The organism is Pseudomonas sp. MS01C9 (assembly GCF_058202755.1).
On sequence record NZ_CM177073.1, the window covers coordinates 1,362,692 to 1,383,937 of the forward strand.

Below are 21,246 nucleotides of genomic sequence, written 5' to 3' on the forward strand. Positions count from 1 at the left end.
CCGCCGCGAAGGTTAACGGCAGAGCGTGCGAAGAACAAGCGCTAAAAGCCTTTGGCCAGGTTGCCTGTCCGGTTTTACCGGGCCTTCTGTTTATCCAGCGCTACCTGATACAGCACGTTCTTGCGCTCGCCGGTAATCTGCGCGGCAAGCGCGGCGGCGCGCTTGAGCGGCATTTCCTCGAGCAATAGGTCCAGGATGCGCATCGCCTCGCCGCTGACACCCTCCTCATTTTCCGGCGCCGTCCAGCCTGCCACCAGCACCACGCATTCGCCACGCTGCTGGTTGCTATCGTTTTCGACGAAAGCCCGCAACTGCGCCAACGGTAGCCCCTTGAGGGTTTCGAAGGTCTTGGTCAGCTCGCGGGCCAGTAGCGCCGGGCGCTCGGGACCGAATACCAACTCCATGTCCTGCAGGCATTCCAGGATCCGATGCGGTGCTTCGTAGAAAATCAGGGTACGAGGCTCCTCCTTTATAGACTCCAGGCGCGCCCGCCGCCCCACCGCCTTGGCCGGCAGAAAACCTTCGAAGATGAAACGGTCCGACGGCAGGCCGGCCGCCGACAACGCTGCGATCAGCGCGCAGGCTCCCGGCACCGGTACGACATTGATACCGGCGGCACGGGCCTGGCGCACCAGATGATAGCCGGGGTCGGAAATCAGCGGCGTACCGGCATCGGAAATCAGCGCAACGTTATCGCCCGCCAATAGGCGCGTGATGAAGCGACTGCCTTCATCGCGCTCATTGTGCTCATGGCAGGCCGCCAACGGCGTGCCTATGCCGAAATGCTGCAGCAGACGCTGGGAATGGCGCGTGTCTTCGGCCGCGATCAGGGCAACATCCTGCAGAATCTTCAGCGCCCGGGCGCTGATATCGTCCAGGTTGCCGATGGGCGTCGCCACCACATAAAGCGAGCCGGCGGCGGAATTCAAAGCACCTGGAACAGTCAAAGCGCATACCTCATGATCGGTAAAACCGCCATTGTAGCGTGTGCCGGCCGTCTCGGCTGTTCACTTCAGCCATTGTGGCCAGGGAGCGCGCCCCCTGGCCACAGGTCAATACCTGACTTTTGTGGCGCGCCGCACCCTTTGAAATAGCTAAATCGATCGATTCACGCCACCGACATCGCACCCCGGCCAGCGCTTGGGTACAATTCGACGCTAATTTGATCTCGTATCAGGAACATTTACATGATCGCTTGCCTGCGGCTGTTTTCCGCTCTCTGCCTCGCTGCCCTTCTGGCGGCCTGCGCCAGCTCGCCCTCGTCCAGCCTTGGCGAGCTTCCACGGACCCCGGATGCCAGTATCGAGCAACTGCTCGAACAGGCCGCCCAAAGCAAAACTCCGGAAAAAGCCGCCCTGCTGCGCCTGAGCGCGGCGGACCTGGCCTACCGTCAAGGCAATGCCGGCCAGTCCGCGCAGATCCTGCAACAGGTGCCGCTGGAACAGCTCAAGCCTGGCCAGCAGATCTTCGCCAGCACCCTGTCGGCGGAACTGGCCATGACACGCAATCAGCCCAAGGCGGCGCTGGCTGCCCTGAGCCATCCGAGCCAGCAGCACCTAGGCGAAATGCCGGTTGAACAACAGATCCGTACCGGCACCGTGCATGCCCGTGCCCTGGAGGCCGATGGCCAGACCCTGGCGGCCGCCCGGGAACGGATCTTCATCGCACCACTGCTCGAGAACGAGGCCGCGGCGAAAAACCACGAAGCCATCTGGTCGCTGATCGCCTCGCTGCCCACCGATCAACTGCAACCGAGCACCACCGATGACCTCGGAGGCTGGCTGAGCCTGGCCCGTGCGGTGAAAACCGCCGGCACCCTGGAGCAGCAGCAGGCCGCCATCGATAGCTGGCGCGAGCAGAATCCCAAGCATCCCGCCGCGATCCAGCTGCCGACACCCCTGGTCAAGCTCAAGGAGCTGGCCAGCCAGCCACTGAGCAAAATCGCATTGCTGCTGCCCCAGAATGGCCAGCTGGCTACGGTTGCCAAGGCCCTGCGCGAAGGCTTCATGGCCGCCCACTACCAGGCCCAACAGGCCGGGCAGAATCCACCCAGCATCCAGTTCTACGACAGCACCAACCTGACCTCCATGGACGAGTTCTATCGCAAGGCCCAGGCGGACGGCGTGCAATTGGTGGTAGGCCCCCTGGAAAAACCGCTGGTCAAGCAGATCAGCACGCGGCCGCAATTGCCGATCACCACCCTGGCGCTGAACTACAGCGAAGGCGAGCAAGGCCCACCCCAGCTATTCCAGTTCGGCCTGGCTCCGGAGGACGAAGCTCGCGAAGTCGCTCGTCGCGCCCGCGCCGACGGCCTGCATCGCGCGGCCGCGATGGTGCCGAAAGGCGAATGGGGTGATCGGGTACTGAAGGCCTTCAGCCAGGACTGGCAAGCCAACGGCGGCACCATCGTCGCTATCGAACGCGTCGACCAGCCAGTACAACTGGCCCAGCAGATCGCCGACATGTTCCAGCTGCGCCAGAGCGAAGCCCGCGCCAAGAGCCTGCAGAGCACCGTGGGCACCACGGTTGCGGCCCAGCCGTCCCGTCGCCAGGACATCGAATTCATTTTCCTGGCCTCGACTCCGCAACAGGCCCAGCAGATCAAGCCGACCCTGAACTTCCAATACGCTGGCGACGTGCCGGTCTACGCAACGTCCCAGGTGTTCAGTGCCAGCGGCGACCAGAACCAGTACAACGACATGAACGGTATCCGTTTCTGCGAAACCCCGTGGCTGCTCGATGCCAACGACCCGCTGCGCAAGCAGGTCACCGCACAATGGCCCCAGGCCGGCGGCAGCCTGGGCCGGTTGTACGCGATGGGCGCGGATGCCTACCGCCTGGCGCCACGCCTGGGTCAGCTCAAGACCCTGCCGGACAGCCGTATCGAAGGCCTGTCGGGTAGCCTGGCGGTGTCGCAATCCCAGCGGATCCAGCGGCAACTGCCCTGGGCCGAGTTCGTCAACGGTCAAGTGCAGCGCCTGCCGGACACTCAGCGCTGATGCCCGAGCGATCACGCCAGCAAAGCGGTCGGAATGCCGAGGGCCTCGCCCTCGCGCATCTCCAGCAACACGGTCTGCGCCTGGTGGCGCAGAACTGGTTGTGTAAACGCGGCGAGCTTGATCTGGTCATGCTTGATGGCGATACAGTAGTATTTGTCGAAGTCCGCTACAGAAAAAACACCCAATGGGGTGGCGCCCTCGACAGCATCGACGCGCGCAAGCGCCAGAAGCTGATATTCGCCGCGCAGTATTTTCTGCAATGCGAATCTCAATGGGCCGATCACCCCTGTCGTTTCGACGTGGTTGCCATCGACAGCAACGCCGATCAGTTGAACTGGCTACAGAACGCCTTCGACAGTTGAACGCCAACGTCATGACGAACCGGGCCGGACACCTTCATTCAATTTTTGCTCTTTGCTTTGCGCGCCGCACACGCCTGTGCCGATAAGTCGCGCTACTTAAGGTCACACAGATGGACATGCAATCGCGAATCCGCCAGCTTTTTCAGGCCAGTATCGACACCAAGCAGCAGGCGATGGACGTACTTGCACCGCACATCGAGCAAGCCAGCCAGGTGATGGTCAACGCCCTGCTCAACGAGGGCAAGATGTTGTCGTGCGGCAACGGCGGCTCGGCCGGCGACGCCCAGCACTTCTCGTCGGAGCTGCTCAATCGCTTCGAGCGCGAGCGCCCGAGCCTGCCGGCCATCGCCCTGACCACCGACAGCTCGACGATCACCTCCATCGCCAACGACTACAGCTACAACGAAGTCTTCTCCAAACAGATCCGCGCCCTGGGCCAGCCTGGCGATGTATTGCTGGCGATCTCCACCAGCGGTAACTCGGCCAACATTATTCAGGCGATCCAGGCCGCACATGATCGCGAAATGATTGTCGTAGCATTGACCGGACGCGATGGCGGCGGCATGGCATCACTGCTCTTGCCCGAGGACGTCGAGATTCGCGTACCGGCCAATGTCACCGCACGTATCCAGGAAGTCCACCTGCTGGCGATCCACTGTCTCTGCGACTTGATCGACAGCCAACTGTTCGGGAGTGAAGAATGACCCCTAATCGCCTTGGCCTTCTGGCCCTGACCCTGTGCCTCGGCATCAGCGGCTGCACATCGGTGGTGAACGCCAGCCGGGAGAAGCCGATTGAAGACGACCGCGGCACCCGCACCTTCGGCAGCAAGATCGACGACTCTCTGATCGAAACCAAGGCCGGCGTGAACATCGCCAAGGCCGACCCGGACCTGGACAACAACTCGCATATCGTCGTCACCAGCTTCAACGGTGTCGTGCTGCTGGCCGGCCAGACCCCGAGGGAAGACCTCAAGGCCAAGGCCGAGCAAGCCGCCAGCGCCGTGCAACGGGTCAAGACCGTCCATAACGAGTTGCAGGTCCTGCCACCCTCCTCGCTGCTGGCGCGCCAGAACGACGCCTGGCTGACCACCAAGATCAAGACCCAGATGCTCACCGATGCCAGTATTCCAGGCTCGCGCATCAAGGTCGTGACCGAGAACGGTATTGTTTATCTGCTGGGTCTGCTGACCAAGCAAGAGGCCGCCCAGGCGACCAATCTGGTGCAGGGAGTTTCCGGGGTGCAGAAGATCGTTAAGTTGTTTGAGTATATTGACTGAGGGCAGTTGCGGTTCTTGATGCTGCGCTTGGCTTGGCTGGAAAACGGTGCTTCTTCAGATGGGGAAGTGCCGTTTTTTTTGGGGGGTTGGTTTGTGTGTATATCCGTTTCTGCGGAACCGTAAGCAGCCGTTATCGAAGAAACGGATATACACACCAAGCAGTCAAAAAAAACGGCGCCCCGCTACTTCACCACCTTAAGACTAGGCCGCCCACTAGGCCGCGGCGGCTCGTCATCCGGCGGCAAGTCATCATCCGCCTCATACTCATCCTCGCCATCCAATGGCGCTTCCAACTCGAACACCATGCCCTGGCCATTCTCCCGGGCGTAGATCCCGAGGATCGAAGCAATAGGCACATACAGCGTGTGCGGCACACCACCAAAGCGCCCTTCGAAACTTACGGCGTCGTTGTCCATGTGCAGATGGCGCACGGCGGCCGGCGAAACGTTGAGGACAATCTGCCCATCACTGGCAAAACCCTGCGGCACCTGCACCGAAGGATACTCGGCGTTGACCAGCATATGCGGGGTGCAATCGTTGTCCACAATCCACTCATAGAGCGCGCGGACCAGATAAGGTCGACTGGAGTTCATAGCGGCTCCCTAAGCCTCAGCGCATGTCGCGCTCGACACCAGACAGGCTTGCCTGGAACGTCTCACGCGCGAATTGGCGCTCCATATAATCAAGCAGCGGCTTGGCGGGCCGCGGCAGTTCGATACCCAGAATCGGCAAACGCCAGAGTATGGGCAATAGGCAGCAATCCACCAGACTTTGTTCCTCACTGAGGAAAAACGGTTTGTCGATGAACAGCGGCGATACGCCTGTCAGGCTTTCGCGCAACTCCTTGCGCGCGACCACCCGATCCGACTCCTTGGTTCGCGGATCCAGGATCAGGTCCACCAATCCGCACCAGTCGCGCTGGATACGATGAATCAGCAGACGGCTGTTCGCACGAGCGACAGGGTACACCGGCAGCAAGGGTGGATGCGGATAACGCTCATCCAGATATTCCATCACCACGGTCGACTCCCATAACGCCAGGTCACGATCGACCAGCGTAGGCAGGCTACCGTAAGGGTTCACCTCGATCAGCTTTGGCGGTTGACGACCCGCCTCGACATAAATGATCTCGGCGCTGACACCTTTCTCTGCCAGTACGATACGTACCCGGTGGGAATAGTGGTCGGCGGGGTCGGAGTAACAGGCCAACCGATTGGTCACGCCCATGGCGATCCTCCTCGCTTGTTGAAATTCTTGAAAAACGGAAAAACGAGCGCGCCCAGAGGGCGTCTCCCGTAACACCTGGCCAACCAGGCTCGTTACACCTTCAGAGACGCCCTTGGGCGCGCACGATTAACAGCAACGGCTTACAGCTTTATCAATGTACGTCTTTCCAGTATTCACGCTTGAGCAGATAGGCGAATACGAAGAAGAACGCCAGGTACAGCAACACGTAGGTACCAATGCGCTGGTGCTCCAGCTTCACCGGGTTCGCCGAGTAAGCCAGGAAGGTTACCAGATTCTTGACCTTCTCATCGAACTGCTCGGGAGTGAGGCTGCCGGTATTGGGCAGGATCGTCAACTGGTCACAAGCCTCATGGGTCAAGGCAGTGCCGGTCAGCGGGTCGAATTGCTTCTTGCCGTCCTCGACGATCTGGACCTGCTTGCAGCCCACGACCTGGCGACCCTGCAGGCCAACCAGGACGTTCGGCATGCCCACGTTCGGGAAGACCTTGTTGTTCACGCCCCATGGACGCGCCGGATCTTCATAGAACGAACGCAGGTAGCCATAGAGCCAGTCGGTCCCACGCACGCGAGCGACCAGGGTCAGGTCGGGCGGCGCGGCGCCGAACCAGGTCTTGGCGTCTGCCGGCTGCATGCCGATGTTCATGTGGTCGCCCAACTTGGCGCCGGTGAACACCAGCTTCTCCAGCATCAACTCATGAGGGATGCCCAGGTCATTGGCCACGCGCTCGTAACGCTGGAACTTGGCACTGTGGCAGCCCATGCAGTAGTTGGCGAAAGTACGGGCACCGTCCTGCATGGCGGCCTTATCGGAAACGTCGATGTCGACTTTTTCCAGTTCTGGTCCGCCGTGTTCGGCCGCGAAGGACAGGACAGGCATGGCAGCGAGAATCAATACAGCGAATAGTTTTTTCATCAGCCAGTCACCCTTTCCGGAACCGGTTTGGTCTTCTCGAGCCTGGTATAGAAAGGCATCAGAATGAAGTAGGCGAAGTACAGGAAGGTGCAGACCTGCGACAGCAACGTACGACCCGGCGTTGGCGCCAATACGCCCAGCACGCCCAGGATCACGAACGAGATGCAGAACACCACGAGCCAGATCCGGCTCAGCCAGCCTTTGTATCGCATCGACTTGACCGGACTGCGGTCCAGCCACGGCAGCACGAACAGCACCGCGATGGCCGCACCCATGGCAATGACCCCCAGCAGCTTGTCCGGAACCGCCCGCAAAATCGCGTAGAACGGTGTGAAGTACCAGACGGGAGCGATGTGCTCAGGCGTCTTGAAGGCGTTCGCCTGCTCGAAGTTCGGTTTCTCCAGGAAGTAACCGCCCATTTCCGGGAAGAAGAACACGATGGAGCAGAAGATGAACAGGAACACCACCACGCCGACGATATCCTTCACGGTGTAGTACGGGTGGAAGGCAATGCCATCCAGCGGTACGCCGTTTTCGTCCTTGAGTTTCTTGATATCCACGCCGTCAGGGTTGTTCGAACCGACTTCATGCAGCGCCAGGATGTGCAGCACCACCAGGCCGAGGATCACGATCGGCAGGGCCACCACATGCAGGGCGAAGAAGCGGTTCAAGGTGATACCCGAGATCAGGTAGTCGCCACGGATCCACTGGGTCAGGTCGTCGCCGATGACAGGAATCGCACCGAACAGCGAGATGATCACCTGGGCCCCCCAGTAAGACATCTGGCCCCACGGCAGCAGGTAGCCCATGAAGGCCTCGGCCATCAGCGCCAGGTAGATCAGCATGCCGAAGACCCACACCAGCTCACGAGGCTTCTGGTACGAACCGTAGAGCAGGCCGCGGAACATGTGCAGGTAGACCACGATGAAGAATGCCGAGGCACCGGTGGAGTGCAGCAGACGCAGGATCGAGCCGTACTCGACGTCGCGCATGATGTACTCGACGGAGGCAAACGCCTCTTCCGCCGACGGGGTGTAGCTCATGGTCAGCCAGACACCGGTAACGATCTGGTTGACCAGAACGAGCAGTGCCAGGGAGCCAAAGAAGTAGAAGAAGTTGAAGTTCTTCGGGGCGTAGTACTTGCTGAGATGGTCTTCCCACATTTTGGTCGCGGGAAAGCGCGCATCGAACCAATCCATTAATTTGCTCATCACGCTTTCTCCGTATCGACGCCAACGACAATGATGTCATCGGTCTCATAGGAATGCGGGGGAACTGGCAGGTTCAGAGGTGCGGGTTGCGACTTGTAGACGCGACCGGCCAGGTCGTAATGGGAGCCGTGGCAAGGGCAGAAATAGCCGCCGACCCAATCCTTGCCCAGGTCGGCAGGGGCCACTTCGGGACGGAACGTTGGCGAGCAACCCAGGTGCGTACAGATACCGATCAGCAGCAGGACTTCCGGCTTGATCGAACGCGTTTCAGGGTTGACGTATTCCGGTTGGACCGAGTTCTTGGAGGATGGGTCGGACAACTGACCCTCGATCTTTTTCAGATTCCCCAGGATTTCCTCCGTACGGCGGACGATGAACACCGGCTGGCCGCGCCACTCAGCAATCATCTGCTGGCCTGGCTCGATCTTGCTGACATTCACTTTCACCGGTGCGCCGGCAGCTTTCGCCTTGGCGCTGGGAAACCATGACCCCACGAACGGGACCGCAGCCCCCACCGCTCCTGCAGCACCCACCACGGATGTGGCTGCTACCAGGAAGCGACGCCGGCCTGCATTCACGCCGTCATTGCTCATTCAGTCCTCTCCCATCAGCTTTGTGGCCTGTTGAATCAGGCGTCTACTAAGTAAAAATCTGAACTTATAAAAATTTTGCCGAATGGTAATGAAAACCCCCAATTCTGACAAGGTAATTACCGAGCGGTCATACCGCCAAGCCTTGTAGTATAGGGGCTCTACGGATGTGGCAAGTTGTCACAGCAAATTATTTTGCCCATAAAAAAACGCCCAGCTCCGTATGGAACTGGGCGTTTTTTTGAACGCGAAGACGAATTAACGCTTCGAGTACTGAGGACGCTTACGCGCTTTACGCAGACCGACTTTCTTACGTTCAACTTCGCGAGCATCGCGAGTAACGAAGCCGGCTTTGCGCAGTGGGCTGCGCAGGGTTTCGTCGTAGTCCATCAGGGCACGAGTGATGCCGTGACGGATGGCGCCAGCCTGACCACTTACACCACCACCGATGACAGTGACGTAGATATCGAATTTCTCGATGGTCTCGGTCAGTTCCAGCGGCTGGCGAACGACCATGCGAGCAGTCTCGCGGCCGAAGAAGTTATCCAGGGAGCGGTTGTTGATGGAGATGTTGCCAGTGCCCGGACGCAGGAAAACGCGTGCGGTTGCAGTCTTGCGACGGCCAGTGCCGTAATTTTGAGTCGCCGACATAATGAACTATTCCGTTAAAACTTCAGTTCTTGGGGCTGCTGAGCAGTATGAGGGTGAGCAGCGCCCGCATAAACCTTCAGCTTACGATACATGTCGCGACCCAGCGGGTTCTTAGGCAGCATGCCTTTAACCGCGGTCTCGATCACGCGCTCAGGGGCTTTGGCGATCAGCTTTTCAAAGTTGATCGACTTGATGCCACCAGGAAAACCGGAGTGGGAGTAGTACATCTTGTCAGAGGTCTTGGCACCCGTCACACGTACCTGCTCGGCGTTGATCACAACGATGTAGTCACCGGTGTCGACGTGAGGAGTGTACTCAGGCTTGTGCTTGCCACGCAGACGGCTCGCGATTTCGGTGGCCAGACGACCCAGGGTCTGACCAGCAGCGTCGACGACGAACCAGTCGCGCTTTACTGTTTCCGGTTTAGCAGTAAAAGTTTTCATTCTTTATAGCCTCAGGGGCCGCCCTGTAAATTAGACGGCGGATCTTACTGAATAGTGCGTACTTTGACAAGTCAAAGGCAGCCGGATACAGACGCTTTCGGGGGCTCGGGTCGGCGCGTCCGTTCAACGGCAAGATTCTTCGGCGGCGGGGCATCACTTCCACTGCAGAAAGAGGTGCGCAATTATGCAGATTGCGAAAAATAATTCAACCTGCTTTTATGCTTGCTTTGCCCGAGGAGTCCCCGATGGACTATCGCCAGCTAGGCCGTACCGATCTGAACGTAAGCGCCCTGTGTCTCGGAACCATGACCTGGGGTGAACAGAACAGCGAAGCCGAGGCCTTTGCCCAGATCGAACGCGCCAAGGGTGCCGGCATCAATTTCATCGACACCGCCGAGATGTATCCGGTCCCGCCGAAAGCCGACACCTACGCCACCACCGAACGCTACATCGGCAACTACTTCAGGAGCCGCGGCGACCGCGCCGACTGGATCCTGGCGAGCAAGATCGCCGGTCCCGGCAACACCATCGACTACATCCGCGACAAGAACCTCAAGCACAACCGCCAGCACATCGTCCAGGCGCTGGACGCCAGCCTCAAGCGCCTGCAGACCGACTGGATCGACCTCTACCAACTGCACTGGCCTGAGCGCAGCACCAATTTCTTCGGGCAACTGGGCTACCAGCACAAGGCCGATGAAAACTTCACACCACTGGAAGAAACCCTCGAGGCCCTGGACGAACAGGTGCGGGCCGGCAAGATCCGGCATATCGGCCTGTCCAACGAAACACCCTGGGGCACCATGAAATTCCTTGCCCTGGCCGAAGCCCGTGGCTGGCCGCGCGCGGTGTCGATCCAGAATCCGTACAACCTGCTCAACCGCAGCTTCGAAGTCGGCCTTGCAGAAATTGCCATTCGTGAACAGTGCGGCCTGCTGGCCTACTCACCCTTGGCGTTTGGCTTCCTGTCGGGCAAATATGAGAACGGCGCACGGCCGGCCAAGGGTCGTTTGACCCTCTACAGCCGTTTCACACGCTATTTCAACCCTCAATCGGAAGCCGCGTGCAGCCGGTACGTGGCGCTGGCCCGCGAGCACGGCCTGGACCCGGCTCAGATGGCACTGGCGTTCGTCACCCAACAGCCGTTCGTGACCAGCAACATCATTGGCGCCACCACCCTGGAGCAACTGGACAGCAACATCGAAAGCCTCGACCTGAAGCTGTCGGACGAGGTGCTGGCGGGGATCGAGGCGATCCACAAGGATCAGCCGAACCCGGCGCCTTGATTGATTCATAGGCCCCATCGCGAGCAAGCTCGCTCCCACAGGCGATTTGTGTATGATCACATTGTGATCAGCACAGAACCCTTGTGGGAGCGAGCTTGCTCGCGATAGCGAACCCAGGCTCACCACCGCATCAAAGCGACCGCGCAATGATCTCCTTCATGATTTCATTGGTCCCTGCATAGATCCGCTGCACCCGGGCATCGGCCCACGCACGGGCAATCGGGTATTCCCACATGAAGCCGTAGCCGCCATGCAACTGCACGCACTCGTCGAGCACCTTGCATTGCAGATCGGTGCCCCAGTACTTGGCCATCGCCGCGGTCGGCACGTCGAGCTTGCCTTGCAGGTGCAATTCCAGGCAGCGATCGACGAAAACCCGGCCGATCTGGATTTCGGTGGCCATTTCCGCGAGCTTGAAACGGGTGTTCTGGAAGTCTGCAATGGATTTACCGAACGCCTTGCGCTCGCGGGTGTAGTCCAGCGTCCACTGCAGCGCGGCTTCGGCCGAGGCCAGGCCGCCGATGGCGACAGTGAGGCGCTCCTGGGGCAGCTCCTGCATCAAGTAGGCGAAACCCATTCCAGCCTGCCCGAGCAGGTTTTCCTTCGGCACGCGGACATCCTGGAAAAACAGTTCCGATGTGTCCTGGGCCTTCATCCCGACCTTTTCCAGGCGCTTGCCTTTTTCGAAGCCAGGCGTGCCCGACTCCACCAGAAACAGGCTGGTGCCCTTGGCGCCGGCCTTCGGGTCAGTCTTGGCGACCACGATCACCAGGTCGGCCAGGAAGCCATTGGTGATGAAGGTTTTCGAGCCGTTGAGGACATACTCATCCCCGTCCAGCACGGCCGTGGTCTTCACCCCTTGCAGGTCGGAACCGGCGCCCGGCTCGGTCATGGCGATGGCCGTGACCATCTCGCCGGAGATCAGTTTCGGCAGGTACTTGTGCTTCAACGCTTCGCTGCCGTAATGCAGGATGTAAGGCGCGACTATGTCCGAGTGCAGTGAGAAACCGATGCCCGTCAGGCCCAGGCGGCCGATTTCCTCGATCACCACCGCGCTGTAGAGAAAGTCCGCCTCCAGCCCGCCATAAGCCTGGGGGAGATGGGAACACAACATGCCCGCCTCCCCCGCCTTGTTCCAGAGCTGGCGGTCGATATGACCCTGTTTTTCCCACTGGCTGTGGTAGGGCACGGCTTCTTTTTCAAGGAAGGTTCGTACGCTGTCACGGAACAATTCGTGCTCGGGACTGAACAGGGTTCTTGGGATCATGACGCACCTTTCGTTATTGTTGGATGTGGTTATCCCACAGAGCCTAAGCCTGCGGGGAGTGACAGGACACTGGACACATCCGACAAAAAATAAGACGATCCAGCCGTCTGGTGACCACTATCCCCTATAAAAATAAAGATGAATTATGTCCAAGCACGTCTCCACGCCCTTGCGGCGCGTCAGCATCCTGGCTATCGACCGGGTCTTCGCCTTCACTCTCATGCAAGCCAAGGATTTTTTCCATCTGGCCAGCCTGCGCTATGGCAAACAACTGGGCCAAGGCCTGACCCCGGCATTTGAAATCCGCCTGGTCAGCCCCGACGGCAAGCCGGTGAACAGCTTCAGCGATGTGATCATCCCGGTGGACGGAGGCCTGGAAAACACCGATGTGATCATCCTGCCCGCGTTCTGGGATGATTTTGACAGCCTTTGCCAGCGCTACCCTCAGATCCTGCCCTGGCTGCGGGAGCAACATGCCCGCGGCGCGGTGCTGTGCGGCGAAGCCACCGGGGTTTTCTGGCTGGCCGAAGCCGGATTGCTCGACGGCAAGGAAGCCACCACCTACTGGCGCTTCTTCAACGCGTTCAAGGAACGTTTTCCCCAGGTGCACCTGAACCAGGACAAGCACCTGACCGATGCCGACAATCTGTTCTGCGCCGGCGGCACGACGTCGGCCTGCGACCTGTACATCTATCTCATCGAACGCTTCTGCGGCGCCAACGTGGCCCAGGCCGTGGCACGGGACATCCTGTATGAAGTGCAGCGCAACTATTCGCCGGGCCGCATCGGCTTCGGTGGCCAGAAGCTGCATCAGGATGTGATCATCCTGCAGATCCAGCAATGGCTCGAAGAACACTTCGCCGACAAGTTCCGCTTCGAGGACGTCGCCCGGGAACATGGCATGAGCATTCGCAACTTCATGCGTCGCTTCCAGACCGCCACCGGGGACAAACCGCTGCATTACCTGCAGCGGCTGCGAATAGAGACCGCCAAGGGCCTGCTGTCCGGTAGCCGCAAGAGCATCAAGACCATCAGCTATGAAGTGGGCTACGACGATGCGAGCTTTTTCGCGCGGCTGTTCCGACAACACACCGACCTGTCGCCGAATCAGTATCGCCAGCAGTTCCAGCAGGCGGCGTAGGCCGAGGGCTTGGCAACGATTCCCTGTGGGAGCGAGCTTGCTCGCGATGGCGATGGTTCGGCAGCACTGATGTTGACTGACAAGACGCCAGCGCGAGCAAGCTCGCTGCCACAGGGTTATCCGTGAACTGCTGATCTGGCGCGCACAAAAAAGGCCTGCGATCGCAGGCCCTTCCTGTTTTCCGAATCACCCTACGGCTTGTGCGCCCGCGACAGGAACTCGTGGGATTGCATTTCCAGCAGGCGACTCAGGGTCCGCTGGAATTCGAAGGTCAGGCGACCGCCGGTGTAGAGGTCCTTGAGTTCGACTTCGGCCGAGATGATCAACTTGACGTTGCGGTCGTAGAATTCGTCCACCATGTTGATGAAGCGGCGAGCGATGTCGTCGGTGGTGACGCTCATCTGTTCGACGCCACTGAGCAGCACGGCATGGAAGATCTTGCCCAGTTCGATGTAGTCGTTCTGGCTACGAGGGCCGTCGCACAGCTCGCGGAAGTCGAACCAGGCCACGTCGTCACAGGTGCGAATGGCACGGATCTCGCGATTCTCGATGATCAGCACGTCGTTTTCGACCGCCTGGGTGCATTCCGGTGTCAGGGCACGGAAGCTCTTGCGCAGGCTTTCTTCGGCAGCGGCATCCAGGGGGTAATGGAACAGTTCCGCCTGCTCGAGATGACGCAGGCGATAGTCGACGCCGCTGTCGACGTTGACGATTTCCGTGTGTTCCTTGATCAGCGCAATGGCCGGCAGGAAGCGCGCTCGCTGCAGGCCGTCCTTGTAGAGGCCGTCCGGCACGATGTTGGAGGTGGCGACCAGGGTCACGCCATTCTTGAACAACTCCTCCATCAAGGTGCCGAGGATCATGGCATCGGTGATATCGGAGACAAAGAATTCGTCGAAGCAGATCACCCGTGTTTCGCTGGCAAAACGCTTGGCGATGATGGTCAGCGGGTTCTTCTCGCCGCCCAGGGTCTTCATTTCTTCGTGCACCCGCTTCATGAAGCGGTGGAAGTGCGTCCGGGTCTTTTCCTTGAACGGCAGCGCTTCGAAGAACGTGTCCACCAGGTAGGTCTTGCCACGGCCCACGCCACCCCAGAAGTACAGGCCCTTGACCGGTGCCTGCTCCTTCTTGCCGAACAGTTTGCCCAACAAGCCCGGCTTGTTGTTCGACGCGGCGATCAAGTCATCGTACAGGCGCTGCAAGTGCCGCACTGCCGTTTCCTGGGCTGCGTCGTGGAAGAACTCCGGGCGTTTCAGATCAGCTTGATATCGTTCTAGGGGTGTCATATTCGTTAGCAAGGCAACAAAAACGGGCAGCCACTGTAGCGACGGCCCCGAGGAATGGCAATCGGCCCTTATTCGGGCCGATGGTCGGGTGGTGCTTCGAATCAGTCCTGCGCGGGTGTCAGCGCAACGTGCAGCGCCTCGATGGCGGCATCCCGGGCGGCTTCGTCCGCGAACGCCGGGCTGTCTGCCACGCATTCACCTTCGAGCCAGACACTGAAGGCCAATGCCTCGCTGCGCACGTCCAAGGGTTGGCCGGATTGCAGTTGCTTGGTGACCTGGCCGGCCGTCTTGCCATCGGCAAAATGACGAGACAACAGCAATTGCTCGCCATCGGCCGCCAGCAACCGGAAGCGGAAGCTGCCGTCGTCTTCGCGGAAGCTGACGAAGCGCGCAGCCTTGGCGGCTTTCTTCTTCGTGCTGGCGGCCACCTGGACCTGGCTGACGAACGAACGCAGGCCGACGGCTTCGCGCAGTTCGTTGAGGAACGGCGTCGCCACGGCCCGGGCTTTCTTCGCGCCCAGTTGCAGGAGGTCTTCCAGGTCCGCCGGACGCTCGATCAACTGGTGATAACGCTCGCGGGACTCCCCCAACTGTTCGTCCAGCAGCAGGAACAGACGGTTCTTGGCCTCGCCCCAACCCAGGCCCTGCAACAGCTCGCTACGGAACTCGGCGGCCTGCTCCGGGGTGGCGAACGCCTGGAACAACGTGAACAAGTGCGAGGTGTCCGGATCCTTCGCTTCGCCCGGGGCGCGGGAGTCGGTGACGATCCGCGAGATCGCCTCTTTCATGTCCTTGGCGCTGCTGAACAGAGGGATGGTGTTGTCGTAGCTCTTGGACATCTTGCGACCGTCCAGGCCCGGCAGCGTGGCGACGCTCTCCTCGATCAGTGCCTCGGGCAGGGTGAAGAACTCCTTGCCCTGGCCGAACAGGTGATTGAAGCGCTGGCCGATGTCCCGGGCCATTTCAACGTGCTGGATCTGGTCACGACCGACCGGCACCTTGTGAGCATTGAACATCAGAATGTCGGCGGCCATCAGCACCGGATAGCTGTACAGGCCCATGGTGATGCCGGCGTCCGGGTCTTCACCGGCCTCGACGTTCTTGTCCACCGAGGCCTTGTACGCATGGGCGCGGTTGAGCAGGCCCTTGGCGGCGACGCAGGTCAGCAACCAGGTCAGTTCCGGGATCTCGGGAATATCGGACTGGCGATAAAAGGTCACGCGGTTCACATCCAGGCCGCCGGCCAGCCAGGTCGCGGCGATCTCCAGGCGCGAGCGCTGGATGCGCAGCGGATCATCGCACTTGATCAGGGCATGGTAATCCGCCAGGAAGTAGAACGAATCGGCATTGCTGTCGCGGCTGGCAAGGATCGCCGGGCGGATGGCGCCAGCGTAGTTGCCCAGGTGCGGGGTGCCGGTGGTGGTGATGCCGGTCAGGATGCGGGTACGAGTGGTCATGGGTTATCGCTTGTCAGGCTGCTGTCAGTTCGAGAGGCGCGGCAGGAGAAGATCCTTGAGATCGGTCAGCTTGCCATGAAAAAAGTGTCCGCATTCTGCCACTTTCAGCAGCTCATGGGGGCGTTGGAGCGCATCGGACCATTCGTAGACCAGGCGGGGCTCGACCACTTCGTCGTCTTCCGGCTGGATCACGGTCAACGCACCGCCGGTCGGCAGGGGCGACTGTTCATCCAGGCGCATCACCGCCGGGGCCACCATGAACAGGTGCTTGAGCGACTGGCCCTGGGCTTCGAGCCGTCCGCCAAGGCTGGCAGCGACGAAGCCGCCGAAGGAAAAACCGAACAGGGTCAGGGGCAAGTCAGGGTGTTTTTCCCGCAGCCACGCCGCCGCAGCCTGGGCATCGTCCACTTCGCCGGTGCCCATGTCGTGGCTGCCGGCGCTGGCGCCAACGCCACGATAATTGAAACGCAAGGTAACCAGGCCGGCATCCCGGGCGGTGCGCTGCAGGGTCGACACCACTTTGTTGAGCATGGTCCCGCCCTGCACCGGGTTCGGGTGGCAGATCAGCGCCAGGCCGCGGGGCGCCTCGCTGTCCAGGTACAAGGCTTCCAGTTGGCCCACTGGGCCATCGATGACTACAGGGGTTTCGCGCATAAGCAAGGGAAAGAACTCCGTGACCCCGAATTGGGTCGACTCGTCTAGCTAAAAGTCTGTGCCTGGCATGATTGCGATGTTCTTCGCGGTATACAGCGCAGGTCCGAGCCGTTAACGTAAAGCAAAGCCGTTTATAGAGGAAGGACTCGTGGAACACTCGCTCTTAGTTTGGTTGTTGCCGACTCTTGCCCTGGTCGCCGGTGTCGCCATTGGATTCCTGCTTGCCCGACTGCTGCCCAATGCGGTGCCCAACAGCACGCAACGCCAGCTGGACGACATCCAGGAACGTTTCGACAGTTATCAGAATGAAGTGGTCACTCACTTCAACAGCACCGCTGCCCTGGTGAAGAAACTCACCCAGAGCTACCAGGATGTCCAGGATCACCTGTCCGAGGGCGCCAACCGCCTGGCCCTGGACGAGCAGACTCGCCAACGTTTGCTGGCCGCCCTGCACGCCGATGCAGGACAGGCTCCCCGGGAACGCCTGACCCCGCCACGAGAGGTTCAGGAACCGCCACGGGACTACGCGCCCAAGGCGCCCAACTCCCCCGGCATGCTCGATGAGCATTACGGCTTGAAAAAGTAATCAGGCAGCGACACGAAAAAGCCCGCCCCGATCCTGTGATCCCGGCGGGCTTTTTCGTGAGCTCGCGCAGCGGCAGGCTCAGAACGCCAGTTGCAGGGTTTGCTGGCCCTCGAGGCTGAGCAGCAACTGCTTGGCGGCGAGCCCGCCGGCGAAACCGGTGAGGCTGCCGGAAGTGCCGATGACACGGTGGCACGGTGCGATGATCGAGATGGGATTGCGGCCATTGGCGGCGCCCACCGCTCGCACGGCGGTCGGTTGGCCGATCTGGATGGCGATGTCGCGGTAACTGCGGGTTTCGCCAAAAGGAATGCCCAGCAGCGCCTGCCAGACCCGCACCTGGAAATCCGTACCGGCAAAGTCCAGCTCCAGCTCGAAACGGCGACGCTGGCCGGCGAAATACTCCATGAGCTGGCGTTCGGTTTCCTTGAGCACCGGGTGCTGGCTGTCTTCTTCCAGGGGCCCCAGGCGCACGCGGTTGAGTCGTTCGTTTCCCCACAGGACGGCGGCCAGTTTCGTCTCCCGGGCCACGAGGATCAGTTGACCCACGGGAGATTGAATGGTCTTGCAGCTGGGTAACATCGATTCATTCCTCTACTGCCCCTGGCCGTTATCGCCACGGAGCCTCTCGACATCATCGGGCTCTATACGAAACGTCGCCAAGCGGTAATCAGGCACGGCGAAAACCGACAAGAAAGCGGAGTTGACTGATTGTAGATGAGCATTCCGATCGGACTCGCGCATGAGCCTGTTTTCAACGCAGCATGATCGTCGCGCAGGCAGTTTTCGTACAGAGCCTGGAACACACTCAGCCCAGCAACCCCAACTCCTTCGCACGCGCCACGGCCTGGGTACGCCGCTCCACGCCAAGCTTGCTGTTGATGTGGCTGGCGTGGGTCTTGACGGTGTGCAGCGAAATGAACAGTTGCTCGCTGATTTCCTGGTTCGAACAGCCTCGGGCAATCAGTTGCAACACCGCGCGCTCGCGGCCGCTGAGGGCTTCGACAGGCGCCGGGGCATCGGCTGCTTGCGCCGTCGCCGACGGCAGGCGCTCCAGCAGGCTCTGGCACAGGGGCGTGGACGGCGCGTGCAGCAGTTGCTCACGCAGCCAGTCCCGATGTTCCTCGGCCAATAGCCATTGGAACGGTTGCAGCACACCGCCAGCGGCGGCTTCGAACGCCTGGGCCAGGGCACTGCGAGCGGCCGGCTCGCGGCCGATGCTCAACAGCAGCGCCACTTTCTGGTTCAGCGCCATCACGCTGAGCATCTGCCGGCCGGTCTGCTGGCCATGTTCGAGCAAGGCATTGAGCCGCCCTTCGGCCAGCATCGGTTGGCCCCGGATGGATTCCAGTACGGCCTGCTGCAATTCCACATGCAACGGCAATTGCGGATGGAACTCCGGCGGCGCGGCGGCCCGCTCGCCCGTGTAGGTCCGCCCCAACCGCAACAGCCAGGCCTCGGCGAGATCGGTGCGTCCCTGGGCCAGCCAGAGCTCGCATTTGACCAGGGTGATCATCGCCAGGTAGTAGACCGGCGGAACGTCCCAGATATGCATCAGGCGTTCGGCCTCGGCCAGTTCGGCGAAAGCGCGGGCAAACTCGCCGTTATGGCCTTCGACCCTTGCGATCACGCAATGGCCAATCAGGACGCTGATATCGCGACAGGCGCGGGCTTCGGTGAGGCCCGCCTGCAACCGCGTCAGTCCGGCCTCGGGCTGCATGCGCAAGGTCAGCAGGAAGCCCTCGTAGAGGGTCAACCGCGCCCGCACCGCATACAGCCGTTGTGGCGACAGCTTGTGCAGGCGCTGCTGGCCCTGGCGCACTTCATCCAGTGCCCGCACGATTTCCCCCCGGGCCTGCAGCACCCGGGCGCGATCGTAATGGGCCAGGGCTTCGAACAAGGGGTTGCCGACCCGCTGCGCCAGTTCCAGGGAATCGCGATTCAGGTTGCGTGCACGCCACAGGTCGCCGTCGGCAATCGCCAGGTTCGAGAGTGTGGACAGACACATCAGGCGCTGGCCATAGCGCTTTTGCGGCAGGCTCTCCAGGGCTTCGGTGCAATAACGCACCGTGGCCTCACGATCCCCACGCCCTCGGGCGACGATACCGCTCAGCGCCAGCCACTGGGCAAGCATGGACTTCTGCGCGGTAGCCGAAGGCGCCGGCAGGAAACGACTCAAGTGGGCGGCCAGCTCCTCGGCCGCATCCAGTTGGCAGGCCAGCCCCAGCGCCCAGCTGTAGAGCACGATGAGCCGAGGCGTACTGATGAGCAGGCTGTCCGGCAGGTCCATTTTCCAGCGCAGCAACATGCCGACGTTCTGCTCGGCCAGCAATTGCTCTTCCGAAAGGTTCTGCACCAGGTTCGCCGCCACGTCCAGGTGCCCTGCCCGCAAGGCCTGTTCCACGGCCTCGTCGATCAGGCCCTGGGCGTTGAACCAGCGACAGGCCCGCAGGTGCAAGGTGGCCGCGGGCACCATGGCCGACTCGCTGGGACGGCTGCGCAGCAGATCGGAGAACAGATGGTGATAACGATACCAGCGACCATGTTCGTCCAATGGCACCAGAAAGACTTGGTGGGCCGCCAGGTAGCGCAGGATCTCGGCACTGTCATGGGCTTCACGCACGGCGTCGCACAATTCGCTGCAGAAACGCTCCTGCGGCGCGGTGTCGTAGAGGAACGCCTGCACATCCGCAGGCAGGCAGTCGATGACTTCCTCCAGCAGATAATCGCGGATCAGCCCTTCCCCACCATGCAGCGCCTGGGGCAACCGGCCCTCGGTGCCGGCTTCGGAGGCCGCCAGCAGCCAGAAACGCAACCCCGCCACCCAGCCTTCGCTGCGCTGGATGAGATTCTCCAGGGCTTCGCCGCGCAACGAAATGCTGTGATGCTCGAGCAGTATCTGGGCTTCGTCGTGAGTCAGGCGCAGGTCCTGCTCGTTCAGTTCGAGCAGTTGCCGCGACAGGCGCAGGCGCGCCAGATGCCAGTCCGGTCTCTGGCGGCTGGTAACCAGCACCAGTAATCCGTCAGGCAGGTGGTTGAGGAAAAACTGCAGGCAACGATCCAGGACGGCGCCCTGGGCCAGATGATAATCGTCGAGCACCAGCAGCAAGGGGAAGCGGGGCGACAGGTGGGTGGTCAGTTCATCCAGCAGGCCGTCGAGCCACTCTTCGAACGCGAAGGGTTGGTGGCGCTGACGCATCTTCAGCAACCCCAGCGCACGGCCTCCCAACTGGGGGAAGAAGGCCTGGAGCCCTTCGAGCAGCCGCTCCAGGAAACGCCCCGGGTCGCTATCGCGGGTATTGAGACCCAGCCAGAGGCTTTGCCAATGGGCCGGCAGGCTCTGGCAGAACTCCACGGCCAGGGAGCTTTTCCCGAACCCCGCCGGTGCACTCACCAGCAGCAACCGACCACCGAGCCCCGCGCTCAAGCGCTCGCACAACCGTGGACGCGCGACGTGCCCATCGGGCAGCGGCGGTCGGTAGAAGCGCCCGTCCCGTACCGCGATGGCTGCGCGGTCAGAGTGTGCAGGTGCAGACAAATCAGTCATGGCCGGCTCTTGTTGAATTACGGATGGCGGCGTTGCAGATTTTCGCAGACTAGCGGTAAACGGGGAGGTATTGAAGGGAGTGCTACAAATGGCTACAAAAAGACTACACGTCGATTCAACTTGAAAGGCGCGTCAGGCATCACTTCTGTGGCGAGGGGTTCATCCCCGTTGTGCTGCGAAGCGGCCCCAAAGATTGAAGGCATCTATCTGTCGCTTCGAGTTGGCGGGTTGAGGGGCCGCTTCGCGACCCAACGGGGATGAACCCCGCTCCACAACGTTGTGTTTACCCGCTCATTTGTGTTTAGCCCCAACAAAAAAACGCCCCGAAC

21 protein-coding genes are annotated in these 21,246 nt (G+C 60.9%); 7 read left to right on the top strand and 14 right to left on the bottom strand.

Annotation, left to right across the window (positions count from 1 at the left end):
- Positions 1-74: 74 nt before the first annotated feature.
- Positions 75-947, bottom strand: coding sequence for a 16S rRNA (cytidine(1402)-2'-O)-methyltransferase (gene rsmI / locus AC1M7R_RS06240; RefSeq protein ID WP_165887282.1), 873 nt, complete (start codon positions 945-947; stop codon positions 75-77).
- Positions 948-1,187: 240 nt separating this feature from the next.
- On the opposite strand from rsmI, the gene AC1M7R_RS06245 reads away from it, so the two are divergent.
- From AC1M7R_RS06245 to AC1M7R_RS06260, 4 genes are all read left to right on the top strand, one after another.
- Positions 1,188-2,999: a penicillin-binding protein activator gene (locus tag AC1M7R_RS06245; RefSeq protein WP_072396963.1), complete on the top strand. Its 1,812-nt coding sequence runs from the start codon at positions 1,188-1,190 to the stop codon at positions 2,997-2,999.
- Positions 2,999-3,361 (top strand): YraN family protein, encoded by a 363-nt coding sequence (locus AC1M7R_RS06250; protein WP_072396940.1) that lies wholly within the window; start codon positions 2,999-3,001, stop codon positions 3,359-3,361. The genes AC1M7R_RS06245 and AC1M7R_RS06250 overlap by 1 nt, the downstream gene beginning before the upstream one ends.
- Positions 3,362-3,471: 110 nt before the next feature.
- On the top strand, positions 3,472-4,065 hold the full coding sequence (locus AC1M7R_RS06255; protein WP_007928463.1) for a phosphoheptose isomerase: 594 nt from the start codon (positions 3,472-3,474) through the stop codon (positions 4,063-4,065).
- Positions 4,062-4,640, top strand: coding sequence for a BON domain-containing protein (locus AC1M7R_RS06260; RefSeq protein WP_072396938.1), 579 nt, complete (start codon positions 4,062-4,064; stop codon positions 4,638-4,640). Before AC1M7R_RS06255 ends, AC1M7R_RS06260 begins: the two co-directional genes overlap by 4 nt.
- A 182-nt stretch (positions 4,641-4,822) precedes the next feature.
- Here AC1M7R_RS06260 and AC1M7R_RS06265 read toward each other — a convergent pair whose 3' ends face one another.
- The 7 genes from AC1M7R_RS06265 to rplM form a co-directional block, all read right to left on the bottom strand.
- The gene (locus AC1M7R_RS06265) at positions 4,823-5,233 is read right to left on the bottom strand and encodes a ClpXP protease specificity-enhancing factor (protein ID WP_072396936.1); all 411 of its coding nucleotides are present in this window, start codon (positions 5,231-5,233) and stop codon (positions 4,823-4,825) included.
- A 16-nt stretch (positions 5,234-5,249) separates the two neighbouring features.
- Positions 5,250-5,867 carry a glutathione S-transferase N-terminal domain-containing protein gene (locus tag AC1M7R_RS06270; protein WP_072396934.1) on the bottom strand — a complete coding sequence of 206 codons (618 nt, stop codon included), beginning with the start codon at positions 5,865-5,867 and terminating at the stop codon, positions 5,250-5,252.
- A gap of 151 nt (positions 5,868-6,018) precedes the next feature.
- Positions 6,019-6,801 carry a cytochrome c1 gene (locus AC1M7R_RS06275; RefSeq protein ID WP_072396932.1) on the bottom strand — a complete coding sequence of 261 codons (783 nt, stop codon included), beginning with the start codon at positions 6,799-6,801 and terminating at the stop codon, positions 6,019-6,021.
- Positions 6,801-8,012, bottom strand: coding sequence for a cytochrome b (locus AC1M7R_RS06280; RefSeq protein ID WP_053146468.1), 1,212 nt, complete (start codon positions 8,010-8,012; stop codon positions 6,801-6,803). The genes AC1M7R_RS06275 and AC1M7R_RS06280 overlap by 1 nt, the downstream gene beginning before the upstream one ends.
- Positions 8,012-8,605 (bottom strand): ubiquinol-cytochrome c reductase iron-sulfur subunit, encoded by a 594-nt coding sequence (petA, locus tag AC1M7R_RS06285; protein WP_039591565.1) that lies wholly within the window; start codon positions 8,603-8,605, stop codon positions 8,012-8,014. Before petA ends, AC1M7R_RS06280 begins: the two co-directional genes overlap by 1 nt.
- A gap of 255 nt (positions 8,606-8,860) precedes the next feature.
- Positions 8,861-9,253: a 30S ribosomal protein S9 gene (gene rpsI, locus AC1M7R_RS06290; RefSeq protein ID WP_072396930.1), complete on the bottom strand. Its 393-nt coding sequence runs from the start codon at positions 9,251-9,253 to the stop codon at positions 8,861-8,863.
- A 14-nt stretch (positions 9,254-9,267) separates the two neighbouring features.
- Positions 9,268-9,696, bottom strand: a complete 429-nt coding sequence (gene rplM / locus AC1M7R_RS06295; protein ID WP_053146474.1) for a 50S ribosomal protein L13 — start codon at positions 9,694-9,696, stop codon at positions 9,268-9,270.
- A 245-nt stretch (positions 9,697-9,941) separates the two neighbouring features.
- On the opposite strand from rplM, the gene AC1M7R_RS06300 reads away from it, so the two are divergent.
- On the top strand, positions 9,942-10,982 hold the full coding sequence (locus AC1M7R_RS06300; RefSeq protein ID WP_076406297.1) for an NADP(H)-dependent aldo-keto reductase: 1,041 nt from the start codon (positions 9,942-9,944) through the stop codon (positions 10,980-10,982).
- A 130-nt stretch (positions 10,983-11,112) separates the two neighbouring features.
- Here AC1M7R_RS06300 and AC1M7R_RS06305 read toward each other — a convergent pair whose 3' ends face one another.
- On the bottom strand, positions 11,113-12,249 hold the full coding sequence (locus AC1M7R_RS06305) for an acyl-CoA dehydrogenase family protein (RefSeq protein ID WP_072396925.1): 1,137 nt from the start codon (positions 12,247-12,249) through the stop codon (positions 11,113-11,115).
- A gap of 244 nt (positions 12,250-12,493) precedes the next feature.
- On the opposite strand from AC1M7R_RS06305, the gene AC1M7R_RS06310 reads away from it, so the two are divergent.
- Positions 12,494-13,390, top strand: coding sequence for a GlxA family transcriptional regulator (locus tag AC1M7R_RS06310; protein ID WP_172834656.1), 897 nt, complete (start codon positions 12,494-12,496; stop codon positions 13,388-13,390).
- Between the two features lie 191 nt (positions 13,391-13,581).
- Here the strand turns inward: AC1M7R_RS06310 and zapE are convergent, their stop codons facing one another.
- The 3 genes from zapE to AC1M7R_RS06325 all read right to left on the bottom strand — a co-directional run bounded on the left by zapE (position 13,582) and on the right by AC1M7R_RS06325 (position 16,787).
- Complete coding sequence (zapE, locus tag AC1M7R_RS06315; protein ID WP_072396921.1) at positions 13,582-14,676, bottom strand: cell division protein ZapE; 1,095 nt, start codon at positions 14,674-14,676, stop codon at positions 13,582-13,584.
- Positions 14,677-14,777: 101 nt separating this feature from the next.
- A complete protein-coding gene (locus AC1M7R_RS06320; RefSeq protein ID WP_072431564.1) occupies positions 14,778-16,133 on the bottom strand; it encodes a tryptophan--tRNA ligase in 1,356 nt (451 codons plus the stop codon).
- Between the two features lie 24 nt (positions 16,134-16,157).
- A complete protein-coding gene (locus AC1M7R_RS06325) occupies positions 16,158-16,787 on the bottom strand; it encodes an alpha/beta hydrolase (protein WP_072396908.1) in 630 nt (209 codons plus the stop codon).
- Positions 16,788-16,935: 148 nt separating this feature from the next.
- On the opposite strand from AC1M7R_RS06325, the gene AC1M7R_RS06330 reads away from it, so the two are divergent.
- Positions 16,936-17,373, top strand: a complete 438-nt coding sequence (locus AC1M7R_RS06330; RefSeq protein ID WP_072396905.1) for a Z-ring associated ZapG family protein — start codon at positions 16,936-16,938, stop codon at positions 17,371-17,373.
- A gap of 78 nt (positions 17,374-17,451) precedes the next feature.
- Here AC1M7R_RS06330 and AC1M7R_RS06335 read toward each other — a convergent pair whose 3' ends face one another.
- Entirely contained in the window at positions 17,452-17,952 is a 501-nt protein-coding gene (locus AC1M7R_RS06335) for a methylated-DNA--[protein]-cysteine S-methyltransferase (protein ID WP_490610306.1), read from the bottom strand.
- Between the two features lie 226 nt (positions 17,953-18,178).
- Positions 18,179-20,917: a winged helix-turn-helix domain-containing protein gene (locus AC1M7R_RS06340; RefSeq protein ID WP_490610307.1), complete on the bottom strand. Its 2,739-nt coding sequence runs from the start codon at positions 20,915-20,917 to the stop codon at positions 18,179-18,181.
- Positions 20,918-21,246: the final 329 nt, after the last annotated feature.

Excerpts from the sequence above, each read along its gene's own strand:
- AC1M7R_RS06280 (WP_053146468.1), bottom strand. The coding sequence starts at position 8,012 with ATGAGCAAATTAATGGATTGGTTCGATGCGCGCTTTCCCGCGACCAAA.
- AC1M7R_RS06255 (WP_007928463.1), top strand. The coding sequence starts at position 3,472 with ATGGACATGCAATCGCGAATCCGCCAGCTTTTTCAGGCCAGTATCGAC.
- AC1M7R_RS06335 (WP_490610306.1), bottom strand. The coding sequence starts at position 17,952 with ATGTTACCCAGCTGCAAGACCATTCAATCTCCCGTGGGTCAACTGATC.
- rplM (WP_053146474.1), bottom strand. The coding sequence starts at position 9,696 with ATGAAAACTTTTACTGCTAAACCGGAAACAGTAAAGCGCGACTGGTTC.
- AC1M7R_RS06260 (WP_072396938.1), top strand. The coding sequence starts at position 4,062 with ATGACCCCTAATCGCCTTGGCCTTCTGGCCCTGACCCTGTGCCTCGGC.
- AC1M7R_RS06250 (WP_072396940.1), top strand. The coding sequence starts at position 2,999 with ATGCCCGAGCGATCACGCCAGCAAAGCGGTCGGAATGCCGAGGGCCTC.
- AC1M7R_RS06245 (WP_072396963.1), top strand. The coding sequence starts at position 1,188 with ATGATCGCTTGCCTGCGGCTGTTTTCCGCTCTCTGCCTCGCTGCCCTT.
- AC1M7R_RS06265 (WP_072396936.1), bottom strand. The coding sequence starts at position 5,233 with ATGAACTCCAGTCGACCTTATCTGGTCCGCGCGCTCTATGAGTGGATT.
- AC1M7R_RS06300 (WP_076406297.1), top strand. The coding sequence starts at position 9,942 with ATGGACTATCGCCAGCTAGGCCGTACCGATCTGAACGTAAGCGCCCTG.
- AC1M7R_RS06320 (WP_072431564.1), bottom strand. The coding sequence starts at position 16,133 with ATGACCACTCGTACCCGCATCCTGACCGGCATCACCACCACCGGCACC.
- AC1M7R_RS06270 (WP_072396934.1), bottom strand. The coding sequence starts at position 5,867 with ATGGGCGTGACCAATCGGTTGGCCTGTTACTCCGACCCCGCCGACCAC.
- rpsI (WP_072396930.1), bottom strand. The coding sequence starts at position 9,253 with ATGTCGGCGACTCAAAATTACGGCACTGGCCGTCGCAAGACTGCAACC.
- AC1M7R_RS06305 (WP_072396925.1), bottom strand. The coding sequence starts at position 12,249 with ATGATCCCAAGAACCCTGTTCAGTCCCGAGCACGAATTGTTCCGTGAC.
- AC1M7R_RS06340 (WP_490610307.1), bottom strand. The coding sequence starts at position 20,917 with ATGACTGATTTGTCTGCACCTGCACACTCTGACCGCGCAGCCATCGCG.
- AC1M7R_RS06325 (WP_072396908.1), bottom strand. The coding sequence starts at position 16,787 with ATGCGCGAAACCCCTGTAGTCATCGATGGCCCAGTGGGCCAACTGGAA.
- zapE (WP_072396921.1), bottom strand. The coding sequence starts at position 14,676 with ATGACACCCCTAGAACGATATCAAGCTGATCTGAAACGCCCGGAGTTC.
- AC1M7R_RS06275 (WP_072396932.1), bottom strand. The coding sequence starts at position 6,801 with ATGAAAAAACTATTCGCTGTATTGATTCTCGCTGCCATGCCTGTCCTG.
- petA (WP_039591565.1), bottom strand. The coding sequence starts at position 8,605 with ATGAGCAATGACGGCGTGAATGCAGGCCGGCGTCGCTTCCTGGTAGCA.